The 11,298-nt window shown below is 52.8% G+C and carries 11 protein-coding genes; 10 read left to right on the top strand and 1 reads right to left on the bottom strand.

The window, feature by feature from the left end; genetic code table 11:
* The first annotated feature begins 25 nt into the window (after positions 1-25).
* The 3 genes from ACE5KN_RS24150 to ACE5KN_RS24140 are packed head-to-tail and all read left to right on the top strand — an operon-like array spanning position 26 to position 3,067.
* On the top strand, positions 26-1,279 hold the full coding sequence (locus ACE5KN_RS24150) for a sugar ABC transporter substrate-binding protein (RefSeq protein WP_375525470.1): 1,254 nt from the start codon (positions 26-28) through the stop codon (positions 1,277-1,279).
* Between the two features lie 34 nt (positions 1,280-1,313).
* On the top strand, positions 1,314-2,195 hold the full coding sequence (locus ACE5KN_RS24145; RefSeq protein WP_375525469.1) for a carbohydrate ABC transporter permease: 882 nt from the start codon (positions 1,314-1,316) through the stop codon (positions 2,193-2,195).
* 23 nt (positions 2,196-2,218) lie between these two features.
* The gene (locus ACE5KN_RS24140) at positions 2,219-3,067 is read left to right on the top strand and encodes a carbohydrate ABC transporter permease (RefSeq protein WP_375525561.1); all 849 of its coding nucleotides are present in this window, start codon (positions 2,219-2,221) and stop codon (positions 3,065-3,067) included.
* Between the two features lie 64 nt (positions 3,068-3,131).
* On the opposite strand, the gene ACE5KN_RS24135 is transcribed toward ACE5KN_RS24140, so the two are convergent.
* Positions 3,132-3,839, bottom strand: coding sequence for a DsbA family protein (locus tag ACE5KN_RS24135; protein ID WP_375525468.1), 708 nt, complete (start codon positions 3,837-3,839; stop codon positions 3,132-3,134).
* Between the two features lie 344 nt (positions 3,840-4,183).
* Here ACE5KN_RS24135 and ACE5KN_RS24130 point away from each other — a divergent pair, with 344 nt between their 5' ends.
* The 7 genes from ACE5KN_RS24130 to ACE5KN_RS24100 all read left to right on the top strand — a co-directional run bounded on the left by ACE5KN_RS24130 (position 4,184) and on the right by ACE5KN_RS24100 (position 10,942).
* The gene (locus ACE5KN_RS24130) at positions 4,184-6,289 is read left to right on the top strand and encodes a BglG family transcription antiterminator (protein WP_375525467.1); all 2,106 of its coding nucleotides are present in this window, start codon (positions 4,184-4,186) and stop codon (positions 6,287-6,289) included.
* A gap of 26 nt (positions 6,290-6,315) precedes the next feature.
* The gene (locus ACE5KN_RS24125) at positions 6,316-6,771 is read left to right on the top strand and encodes a PTS sugar transporter subunit IIA (RefSeq protein ID WP_375525466.1); all 456 of its coding nucleotides are present in this window, start codon (positions 6,316-6,318) and stop codon (positions 6,769-6,771) included.
* Positions 6,772-6,796: 25 nt separating this feature from the next.
* Entirely contained in the window at positions 6,797-7,063 is a 267-nt protein-coding gene (locus tag ACE5KN_RS24120) for a PTS sugar transporter subunit IIB (protein ID WP_375525465.1), read from the top strand.
* An 18-nt stretch (positions 7,064-7,081) separates the two neighbouring features.
* The gene (ulaA, locus tag ACE5KN_RS24115) at positions 7,082-8,380 is read left to right on the top strand and encodes a PTS ascorbate transporter subunit IIC (protein WP_375525464.1); all 1,299 of its coding nucleotides are present in this window, start codon (positions 7,082-7,084) and stop codon (positions 8,378-8,380) included.
* Positions 8,381-8,448: 68 nt separating this feature from the next.
* Positions 8,449-9,441, top strand: a complete 993-nt coding sequence (locus ACE5KN_RS24110) for a phosphotriesterase family protein (protein WP_375525463.1) — start codon at positions 8,449-8,451, stop codon at positions 9,439-9,441.
* A gap of 13 nt (positions 9,442-9,454) precedes the next feature.
* Positions 9,455-10,201, top strand: a complete 747-nt coding sequence (locus ACE5KN_RS24105) for a creatininase family protein (protein ID WP_375525462.1) — start codon at positions 9,455-9,457, stop codon at positions 10,199-10,201.
* Between the two features lie 6 nt (positions 10,202-10,207).
* A complete protein-coding gene (locus ACE5KN_RS24100) occupies positions 10,208-10,942 on the top strand; it encodes an SIS domain-containing protein (protein WP_375525461.1) in 735 nt (244 codons plus the stop codon).
* Positions 10,943-11,298: the final 356 nt, after the last annotated feature.

Below are 11,298 nucleotides of genomic sequence, written 5' to 3'. Positions count from 1 at the left end.
CAAAGCACAATCGGGAGGAATGGATATGTGGAAAAGAAAATTGGGGATTGTACTGGCCGGTTCCATGCTGATGATGGGAGCGCTCGCAGGCTGCTCATCCGGGAATTCGTCTTCGGGAGCGGAGAGCGGCGGGCAGACGACGCTCACCGTATGGGGGATGGGCGCGGAAGCGCAGGCGCTGCCCGGTATCGTCAAACCATTTGAAGAGGAGAACCCGGACATCAAGGTAGAGGTACAGGCTCTGCCATGGGATAACGCCCACGATAAGCTGCTGACGGCGGTTGCTTCGAAATCAGGTCCGGACGTGGTGCAGATGGGCACCTCCTGGGTCCCTGAGTTTGCCAGCGCAGGCGTGCTGCTTGATCTTTCGAAGTATGCCGGCCAGTATCCCGAGCTCGCGGAGGGCAATTTCTTTGACGGGGCGGTTTCCACTGCCAAATTTGAAGACAAGATGATTGCCGTGCCGTGGTATACGGAAGCGCAGATTCTGTTCTACCGTACCGATCTTCTTGCAGAAGTCGGCTATCTGGAAGGTCCGAAGACCTGGGAAGAGCTGTCCGATGCAGCGCAGAAGCTGGCTGCCCGTGGCAAAGGCAAATATGGCATTTCGTTTAACCCGAAGGAGCAGTCGCTTTCCTTCATGCTGGCACGGCAAAACGGTGCGAAGCTTATTGACGAGCAGGGGAATCCGCTGTTTAATCAGCCGGAATTCGTGGAAGCCGTCGAGTATCTGAACAGCTTCTTCCAGAACGGCTCCAATGCGACCGATCTTGGCATCGACTCCATTCAGGGACTCAAAGGGGAGGGCATTGCGCCAATGTTCATCAGCGGACCGTATATGATCAAGCAGATTGAGGAGCAGGCCCCCGAGCTGAAGGGCAAATGGGCGGTCGCACAGCTTCCGGCCAAAGAGAACAATACCTCCGTGCTGGGCGGCTCCGATCTGGCGATCTTCCAGTTTAGCGAGCATCAGGATGAAGCTGCCAGATTTTTGGCATACATGAGCAAGCCTGAAACCCAATTGAAATGGATGGAGCTGGCGAGTGTGCTGCCGGCGAACAAGAAAGCATGGGAAGATCCCGGCCTTCAGGAAGACGCGAACCTGAAAATTATCCGTGAGCAGCTGGATCATGCCGAGCCTATGCCGCAGATTGCCGCATGGGAGGAGATCGCCCAACAGTATCTGAAGAGCTTTGAACGCATTTACCGCGGCGGGGCTGACGTGCAGACAGAACTGGATGCATTCAACGAGCAGGCGGCGAGCATTTTGAAAAAGTAGGGAAGTATCCGGACTAAGCAAAGGAAGTGAAAGTATGAGAGGGAGCTCGAAATTAGCGCCATATTTGTTTATAGGCCCTTCGTTAATACTGCTTACCGTGTTCTCGCTGGTGCCGATTCTGCTCGCGCTTGTCATCAGCTTCACGGATATGGATCTGTCAGGATTGGTCGATTACGGCAATATTCAGTTCATTGGACTGGAGAACTACATCAATGTTTTGGCAGATCCCGCTTTCCATAAAGCAATTTTAAATACGCTGTTTTATGTGGTCATAGGCGTACCGCTGGTGCTGCTGTTCTCACTGGCCGTGGCCATCCTGATTAATATGGGGGAATCGCGGCTGTTCAGCGCATTCCGCGTCGTATATTATCTGCCGTCCGTAACCAACGTGGTCGCGGTGGCAGTCGTTTGGAGCTACCTGTACAACCCTACACTCGGGCTGTTCAACTATCTGCTTTCGGAGTGGAATCTGGGAACGGTTCCGTGGCTGACCGATCCGACGACGGCCAAAATATCGCTGATCATTCTCGCGGTATGGCGGGGGATCGGCTTGAACATGATCATTTTCATCGCGGCGATCAAGGGGATTCCGAAATCCTATTATGAGGCGGCTCAACTGGACGGGGCAAATAGCTGGCAGCAAATCTGGTATATCACGCTGCCGCAGCTGCGCTTTGCGATCTTCTTTGTCTCGATCACCACGATGATCGGCTGGCTGCAGTTTTTCGAGGAGCCGTTTGTCATGACCGACGGCGGACCGCTTGACGGCACGATCTCGGCAGCTCTGTTTATTTACAACAACGGATTCAAGTTCAGCCAGTTCGGTTATGCGGCGGCGGGGTCATTCGTGCTGTTCTTTGCGATTATCGCAATCACACTGATCCAGTTCCGTCTGCAAAATAAAGCGGAGTCCTGAGAGAAAGAGGTGATCCTGTGAAAATGGCAATCGAACAGTCCGGCAGTAAAGCCGGAAGCGGAGAAAAAGCGTTTCAATGGACGATCGGCATTCTTCTGACTCTTGGAGGACTGCTGATGCTGCTCCCCTTTGTGTGGATGATCCTGTCCTCTTTCAAGCTGGAAGCAGAAGTCAAGCAGATTCCGCCGACGCTCTGGCCGCAGCAATTCACGCTGGAGAATTTCCGTAATTTGTTTGACAATATGGCATTCGGGGTTTATCTGAAAAATACGCTGATCATCGTTCTATTCTCATTCTTCGGCCTGTTCCTGAACGCAATGGCGGGATACGGCTTTGCCAAGTTCCAGTTTAAAGGAAGAAGAGTCCTCTTTTATCTGGTGCTGGCTACGATGATGATCCCGGGACAGGTGACCATGATCCCTGTATATCTGATCCTCAATCAGATGAATCTGACCAATACAATGACAGGTATCGTGCTGCCGGGGCTGGTGGGGGCGTTCGCGATCTTTTTGTTCCGCCAGTTCATGATGACCATTCCGGACGAGCTGCTTGAGGCGACACGCCTGGATGGGGCCGGGGAATTCCGCACCTTTCTGCAGATTGTGCTTCCGATTTCCACGCCGATTCTGGCGGTGCAGGCCATTCTGACTTTTATCGGGGGCTGGAACAGCTTTCTGTGGCCGCTCATTATTGCGAATGATGAGAAACTGTATACCCTGTCGGTCGGCCTTTCCCTGCTGAAGGGCCAGAACGAGAGCCAATTTGCGCTGCAAATGGCTGGTTCAGCCTTCATGGTCGTTCCGATTATTATCATTTTTATTATTTTTCAAAAATACATTATCGACAATTACACCATTTCAGGCATCAAATAGAGTGGACGGTCAAGAGGCGGCATCCCTTCAAGGCGGTGCCGCCTCTTTCTGTCGGTTTAACGGATTACAACTCCGGAGCGGACAGCAGCTCCCGGTTGATCGCCGCCTTTAATTCCTCATAATCCATGCTTCTCAATATTTTGCCGTTCACGAAAAAAGCGGGAGTGCCATTCACGCCGTAATACCCGCCGATTTTGTAATCTTCTTTTACGTCTGCAAGATAAGTATTGCCCCTCAGATCGGCCTCAAACTGCTGATAGTCAATGCCTGTTATGTTTTTCTTCACAAAGTCGATCAGGAACTCGTGAGTGGCCCAGATTTTGCTTTCCGACTGCTGGTTCTCATAAAGCTCACTGTAGTAGTCCCAGAAGGCCTCCGGATTTTGCCGGTAGATGGCTTCCCCCGCGCTGCCCGCAAGGATGGAGTCCCTGTCCAGAAAAGCATAGTTCATGAAATAGAACTGCACTTTGCCGGTGTCCACAAACTCCTCTTTGAACTGTGGATACACGGTGGCATGCCATTGCTTGCAGGCCGGGCATTTAAAGTCCCCGAACTCGATGACCTTCACCGGAGCGTCCGGCTGCCCGATAAAGGGCTGCTTCTCGTCCTTAAAGCCGTCCACCGTGATTTTGCCTTTCACATCCGTATAATTGGGCAGATCTTCGATGCCTGACGCCTGCTTTCCGTACCAGGTCAGTCCTGTCAGAACAAGCAGCAGAATGACAAGCGCTGCGCACCACCAGACGGCATTGAATCCCTTTTTCCGTTTCATCATCCATCTCCCTTCCTTTTCAAAGGTAAATATCCAATTCTTTTAGATATTTTTTTTGTTATACCAGAAGAGAGGTGATAGATAGAATTACATTTGTCATAAGTTATGCGGCCATTTCTTTAGTTTTAATGAAGCTTCCGAACGTCTGCGATCCGTATAATTTTGCAAATACGGAAGAGACAATAATTGCGCTGTTGTATACGAAATGCCTTAAGTATAATGGGCTGCAAAGAGAGAGACTTTCTATAGTTCGAGTTCAAATAGTTTTCTTCAAAAGATAACTTATTGAACTACCTCTAAAGGAAAGTAGGTGGTGAAGCATACTTGATGAGCGCAGTTCCTCGATGTTTGCACTGCTCCAGAAGATCAATGGTTACATGTCTGTGCAAGAGTTGATGGATATCTTTCATATTTCCAAGCGCACTGTTTATTACGACATGGATAAAATCAATGGCTGGCTGCGTCAGAACAGTCTGCCTCCCGTCGAATACGTTCGCGGGACGGGGTTCCTGCTTCCCGATGCAGCGCGGTCCCGGCTGCCGGCCACAGCGCAAGCCGTGCAGCCGCAGCACTACTATCTGTCCGGCGGCGAGCGCAAAGCCTTGCTTTGCCTGCAGCTCGCGAGCAGGAGCAGCCCTTTGTTTTTGCACCACATGGAGGATTTGCTGAAGGTCAGCCGGGGCACAGCCCATTCCGAACTGAAGCGGCTTAAGGTTGAACTGGCCGGATATGGATTGACTGTCCGGTTCGACCGCAAGCAGGGATATTTCATCCAAGGGAACGAAAAAGACCTGAGAGCGGCCCTGTCACATTTCTTGTTTGAACTTCTACCTTATGGCAACTGGAGTCATTTTTCCCCGACGATTGACAGCTTGATTCATGCGGATCTGTTCAAACGCCATTTTCCGGCTTTCCGGGCAGAGCACCTGGTCTCCGTATACGGCATGATCGTTTCCGGAGAGCAATTGATCGGCATGGAGCTGACGGACGAGACCATCCTGCATCTGACCGTCCGGCTCTGGCTTTCCGCCACCCGGCTTAAGCAAGGCCAAACGGTACACATGGACAAAGAAGAAAAATCGGCATTACGGAAAACGCTTCAATTCAAGGCTGCCGCGCAAATAGCCGCAGAGCTTGGCGAACTGTTCGGCATCGGTGTACCAGAGGATGAAATTTGTTACATTACCGTGTACTTGCTGGCGGCGAAGGTGAACAGGGTTGAGGTGGAGTCCGAAACGCTGGAGACCAAGCGTCTGCGTTCAGCGACGGAGGAAATGATCAGCCTGTTCGAACAAAATGGCTGCGTATATTTTCAGAACCGCGAAGCACTGAAAAAGCAGCTGTTTCTTCATGTCAAATCGGTTTTTTACCGCACCAAATATGGGTTGAACGTCGAAAATCCGCTGACAGGCAAGATTATGGAAGAGTACCGGGAAGTGTTCGAATTGACCCGAAAATCGATTCAGCCATTGGAAAAGGTGATTGAAAAGCCGGTCAATCAACATGAAATAGCCTACCTGTCCATGCATTTCGGCGGCTGGCTCAGGCGTGAGCAGACTAAACCCGTGCCAAGGAAGAGGGCGGCCGTCGTTTGCGTCAATGGTGTTTCGGCTGCGCGGATGCTGAAAAATCAACTGGAGCAGCTGTTTCCCTCCATCGACCTGATCGCCGTGCTTTCGCTGCGCGAATTCGAGAAATTCAAAGGCAGGACGGATTTTATTTTTTCTACGGTTCCGCTTCCGGGGTGCAAGGTTCCCGTGTTTATAGTGAACGCGATTTTAAGCGATACGGAGAAGGGGCATTTGCTTGGACAGGTGGGCCAACACCTCGGGGTCATGGGAGGGCAGCAGACGGGCCTTTCCGCGCAGGCGATCGTCGAACTGGTTGGCAAGCATGCGGAAATCGTCAACAAGGAAGCGCTCCTCGAAGACATACAACGCTATTTGAGCGCGGCCAAAGGGCAGACGCCAAAGCCGGAGCCGAAGGAATTTAAGCCGACGCTTGCCGAGCTGCTGACTCCTGTGCGCATTGCGATCCGGGAAGACATCTCCCATTGGCGGCTGGCGATCCGGACTGCCGCCAAACCTTTGCTGCACGACGGCTCCATTACCGACGGCTATGTTCGGGCCATGATCGATAAGGTCAATCAATACGGTCCTTATATCGTTGCCGCACCCGGCGTGGCGATCGCGCACGCCAGACCGGAGGACGGAGCCGTACGGGCGTCCATGTCCCTATTGACTATCCGGAAAGGGGTTGCTTTCAGCAGCCAGCCCAGGCACCTCGTTCACCTGCTGTTTGTGGTCGTCGGCATGGATGGACAGTCCCATCTTAAAGCTCTTTCACAGCTGGTAGATATGCTCAAGGACAAGAGAAATAGAAGAATGTTGGGGAATATTGAAAAAAAGGCTGAAATCATACGCCTCATTTTACAATACTCATCCATTTGATCGATAGCTTAAGGAGGATTTTAAAGATGCGTTTTTTGGAAAAAAGCCTGATATCGCTTGATATGGAGGTGAAGGATGCGGAGGAAGCGATACGCGCGGCCGGACGTCTCCTGGTCGATAGCGGGGCAGCGGAAAACAGCTACGTAGAGGCCATGCTGGCCGCCTTTCGGGACAAGGGGCCCTATATTGTGATCGCCCCGCGCATCGCACTGCCGCATGCCAAAGCGGAGAACGGCGTCAATGAGGCCTCCGTTTCCTTTGTCCGGCTGCGGCGGCCGGTTGCGTTCGGGCATCCCGAGAACGACCCGGTCGAGTTGGTATTCGCGCTCGGCTCCTCGTCCAGCTCGGACCATATTGCACTGCTTCGCAAGCTGACCACTTTGTTGAATGAGCCGACGAATGTCGAGGCGCTGAAGTCGGCCCAAACCGCCACAGAGATCGAAGCTTTGCTCCAACGGCCGGGGGTCCGGCAGCAAGAATAACCACATGATTTCAGGAGGGATCGTTATGAAAATTTTATGTGTTTGCGGATTAGGGCAAGGAACAAGTTTGATTTTGCGGATGAATGTAGAATCGGTTTTAAACGAAATGGGGGTGCGGGCTGATGTGGAACATACGGATGTCTCTGCTGCTTCCGGCATGGCTGCCGATTACATTATTACCAGCAATGAGCTGGCTCAGAGCCTGCAAGGGCATGCGGCCAAAATCGTGATCGTCAACAATTACTTCGATTTGGAGGAAATCGGACAAAACTTGAAAGAAGCCATGTCATAGACGAGGGGGAGAGGCTGAATGAACGTTGTTTTTTGGATAGCCACCAATATTTTCGGAACTCCTGCGATTCTTCTCGGATTTATCGTATTGATCGGATTACTGCTGCAGAAGAAAACGGCCAGCCAGGTCATCAGCGGCACGTTTAAAGCGGTGATCGGCTTTCTGATTATCTCGGCCGGTTCCGGTGTCATTGTGGGCGCGCTGAACGTATTTGAACCGATGTGGAAGGAAGTCTTCGGCCTGCAAACGGGAAGCCTGGGCCAATTTCTTGGCCAGGAGGCGTTTAACGCCAAATTTGGCAGCTCCGTCACCATGGCGATGCTGCTCGGTTTTCTGATCAACGTCCTGCTGGCCCGCTTTACGAGGTTCAAATATATTTACCTGACCGGGCACATGATGTTTTGGACCGCCACCATTTTTGCCGGAATCGTCGTCCATACGGCGGGAGAGTCTGTTTCTCAATGGAAGCTTGTACTTTTCCTGGCGGTCATCCTTGGTCTTTACTGGACGTTCCAGCCAGCGCTGACGCAGCCGTTCATGCGTAAAATCACCGGTAACGACAATATCGCCCTTGGGCACACCTCGGCTTCGGTCGCCTTGCTGAGCGCATGGTTGGGAAAATGGCTTGGAAACAAAGAGAATGATTCAGAGAAAATCAAAGTGCCGAAAGGGCTGGAATTTCTGCGTGACTCCAACGTGATCACGGCGCTGAGCATGGGCATTTTGTTCTTCATCGGCGCGGTGGTCATCACCATGAAGGGAACTCCCGGAGCCCAGGAATTAATCGCGAAGGCCGGCGATCAGAACTTCATCATGTATTCTATCATTCAATCGCTCACATTTGCCGGCGGGATTGCGATCGTGCTGCTGGGCGTGCGGATGTTCATCGGGGAACTGGTTCCGGCCTTTAACGGGATCGCGACCAAAATCGTACCCGGGGCCAAACCGGCGCTTGATTCTCCCGTCACTTATCCGTATGCGCCTAACGCGGTCATTCTCGGTTTTATCGGAGCTTTTGCCGGTGCGTTGATTTGGCTGGTCGTGCTTGGCAATACGGTTGCCTATATTTTCGTACCAACGATGATTGTCCTGTTCTTCCACGGCGCTACTGCGGGTGTATTCGGCAATTCGACCGGCGGGGTGCGCGGCGCGCTGCTGGGCGGATTTATCACCGCCACCGTCGTTGCTTGGGGCCAATTCATCATGGTCCGCTTCCTGATTGCTTCCACCGTGCCGGATACGGCAATGTGGGCTGCCGATTCCGATATGTTCATTCTCGGACCCATCATCCGGCTGTTGGCGCAGCTGCTGTTCTAACGGATCAAGCTATACAAGCTGAACTGAAGAACGAATATTGCAGATTTATACTTGGGGAGGACATCACCATGACTTTCGTACGAACACTTGACGCGGACATCGCGCCGGAACAGCTGGGCTTCACCTATTCCCACGAGCATATCGTGTGCCGCCCGGCCTACTGGTCGGAGCGCGGCGGGGACGATCTCTTGCTGGACGATCCGGAGAAATCCAAACTGGATGTGCTTGATTTTAAAAAACATGGCGGCCAGACCATTGTTGACGCGACGGCGGTCGACTACGGCCGGGATGTGCCCGCTGTCTACAATATCATGCAGGAAACCGGGGTCCGCATCATCGGTACCGCCGGCTTCAACAAAAGTTTTCTCTGGGACGCGAAGGTCAAAGACGGGCTGAAACCGGTCATTGGCAGCTATGAGACTTACTATGAATGGATCGAGGCCAAGAGCATCAACGAACTGACCGATTTCGTCATTCGCGAGGTGGAGGAGGGCCTGGAGGGCACGCCGTTCAAAGCCGGCCAGGTCAAATTCGGAACAGGCTACAACCGGATTACACCGCTGGAGGAAAAAACGCTGCGGGCCGTCGCTCGCGCCCACCACGAGACGAAAGCGCCGATCCATTCTCACACCGAGGTTGGCACGATGGGGCTGGAGCAAATCGAGCTTTTGCGCAGCGAAAATGTGAACCTGAGCTTCCTTAGCCTCGGCCATATGGACCGCAATCCGGACCCGTACTACCATGAGCAAATTGCCAAAACCGGTGCGTTCCTGTCATTCGACGGTATCGCCAAAATCAAGTACGCTCCCGAAAGCACACGGATTGGGCTCATTCTTGAGCTTGTCAAGAAAGGTTATGAGGATCAGATTCTAATCAGCGGAGATACGGCACGTAAAACCTACTATAAGCACTACGACTACGGACCGGGGCTGGAGTATATTATCGCCAAGTGGGTTCCGCGGTTTGTGGACGAGGCTAACCAGGCTGGCTTTGACGGGCTGAAGCTGATCCGTAAATTTTTCGTGACGAATCCGGCAAACTGCTTTGCCTTTAAAAAGTAGGGAGGCGTGAGGAATGATCTTTCAAGACGAAAATGCCTTCGACATCGGGGAGAAAATCAAAAAAACGCCCTGTGCCATCCTGCCGATCGGAGCAGTGGAGGCGCATGGTCCCCATCTGCCCCTGGGCACGGACAATGTGCTGGCCGAACGGCTGGCCCGCCGGCTGGCGGAACGCACGGAGAGCTTTGTGCTCCCGACACTTCCTTATGGCCAGGTGTGGAGCCTGCAAAACTTTCCCGGCAGCATCAGCGTGTCGAATGAGGCGTTGATCCGGATGCTGTATGACATCGGGGAAAGCCTTTACCGCCAAGGCCTGCGGATTTACGTGATGCTGAACGGGCATCTCGGCAATGCTGTGGCGCTGAAGGAGGCGGCCCGCTTGCTTTATAAAGACTATCCGGAGCTGAAGGTGTACTATTTCTTCTATCCCGGATCGAAGCAGGCGATCGAGCGGGTGCGGGAAACAACGTCTTCTCACTCTTCCTACTTTCACGCCTGTGAGCTGGAAACCTCGTACATGCTCTATTTGGCCGGTGAATATGTGAATATGGACAAAGCGTTGGACGATACGCCGAACATCGGCGTTGAGGCCGATTGCACGCCGACGCCTTGGGAGGAATTCACCACGACGGCCGTACTCGGAAATGCGGCACTTGCCACTAAAGAAAAGGGCAAGGAAGTTATCGAAGCGACCTTAAACACAATGACGGCTATGATTGAGGGGGCCAAGCAGCGCCTGCAATACGGGAAGGAGCAGTGATCTCTGATGCTTCAGACTTATTTTGACCATATCCGCCGCATGCTGGACCAAGTCCAGGAGCGGGAAGCGGAGCATATCGGGCAGGCGGCCCGCAAGACGGCCGAAACGATTATGGAGGGTGGCATTATTCATCTGTTTGGCTGCGGCCACTCCCACATTTTGACCGAGGAAGTGTTCTGCCGGGCCGGGGGACTGGCACCGATCCATCCGATTTTCGTGGAAAAGCTGATGCTGCATGAGGGCGCGGTTCGCTCCTCCGAGCTGGAACGCCGGAACGGGCTGGCGGAGTCGTTTATGAACGGACAGGATATCCGTCCGGGTGAGGTCATGTTCATCCTGTCGACCTCCGGCCGCAACCCGGTTCCGGTGGACGTCGCGCAAATCGCCAGACAAAAAGGGGCGTTCACGATCGGCATCACCTCGCTGGAATACTCGCAAAGCCAGCCGTCCCGGCACGTGAGCGGCAAGCATTTATTCAATTCTGTCGATCTGGTTATCGACAATTATTCCGTGAAGGGGGACGCCGTGTTAACCCATCCGGGGCTGCCCGTCCCGTTCACACCGACGTCTACGGTGACCGGTGCTTCTATCCTTAACGGCATTTTCGCACAGGCGATCGCCATGATGATTGAACAGGGCTTTGAGCCTCCCGTCTTCTTAAGCGGCAATATCGATGGTGCCGACGACCACAATCGGCGGCTGATCGAGCGCTACCGGGACAGAATCCCGCTGTTATCCTAAGCAACGCCCGTTCAACCATCGCAAATAGTCCCAGAGATGTTTGATTCATTTTGATTTATGGCGAAGGAAGCCCCTATTTAAGAGTGATGCAGACGTGATGCAGTAGCTTGGTTAGGCAAGCGATCACGGATACTTTTACGGGGCCTAGCTTCGCTTTTTTTCTTGTCATAATACTCTCCAAGACGTGTGTTTATTCCCGTTCTCCACCTGCATATCTCCGCTAAATTTGCCACACTTCTCAGCCTTTCAGACTCAAGAATTCGGTAGTTTACTGCCCAGCTATGACTGAAATATATTTGAGGAAGGGGCTTCTAAATCCAGCAGCATTTAATAACAAGTTTCAGAGCCGAAGGAAC

Origin of the sequence: Paenibacillus terreus, from assembly GCF_042138595.1 — a bacterium.
Lineage (GTDB): Bacteria > Bacillota > Bacilli > Paenibacillales > Paenibacillaceae > Paenibacillus > Paenibacillus terreus.
This window is presented reverse-complemented; position numbering and strand designations above follow the sequence as displayed.

Bases quoted from the DNA above. Each gene is read 5' to 3' on its own strand.
- ACE5KN_RS24150 (WP_375525470.1), top strand. From the start codon at position 26: ATGTGGAAAAGAAAATTGGGGATTGTACTGGCCGGTTCCATGCTGATG.
- ACE5KN_RS24145 (WP_375525469.1), top strand. From the start codon at position 1,314: ATGAGAGGGAGCTCGAAATTAGCGCCATATTTGTTTATAGGCCCTTCG.
- ACE5KN_RS24140 (WP_375525561.1), top strand. From the start codon at position 2,219: ATGGCAATCGAACAGTCCGGCAGTAAAGCCGGAAGCGGAGAAAAAGCG.
- ACE5KN_RS24135 (WP_375525468.1), bottom strand. From the start codon at position 3,839: ATGAAACGGAAAAAGGGATTCAATGCCGTCTGGTGGTGCGCAGCGCTT.
- ACE5KN_RS24130 (WP_375525467.1), top strand. From the start codon at position 4,184: ATGTTTGCACTGCTCCAGAAGATCAATGGTTACATGTCTGTGCAAGAG.
- ACE5KN_RS24125 (WP_375525466.1), top strand. From the start codon at position 6,316: ATGCGTTTTTTGGAAAAAAGCCTGATATCGCTTGATATGGAGGTGAAG.
- ACE5KN_RS24120 (WP_375525465.1), top strand. From the start codon at position 6,797: ATGAAAATTTTATGTGTTTGCGGATTAGGGCAAGGAACAAGTTTGATT.
- ulaA (WP_375525464.1), top strand. From the start codon at position 7,082: ATGAACGTTGTTTTTTGGATAGCCACCAATATTTTCGGAACTCCTGCG.
- ACE5KN_RS24110 (WP_375525463.1), top strand. From the start codon at position 8,449: ATGACTTTCGTACGAACACTTGACGCGGACATCGCGCCGGAACAGCTG.
- ACE5KN_RS24105 (WP_375525462.1), top strand. From the start codon at position 9,455: ATGATCTTTCAAGACGAAAATGCCTTCGACATCGGGGAGAAAATCAAA.
- ACE5KN_RS24100 (WP_375525461.1), top strand. From the start codon at position 10,208: ATGCTTCAGACTTATTTTGACCATATCCGCCGCATGCTGGACCAAGTC.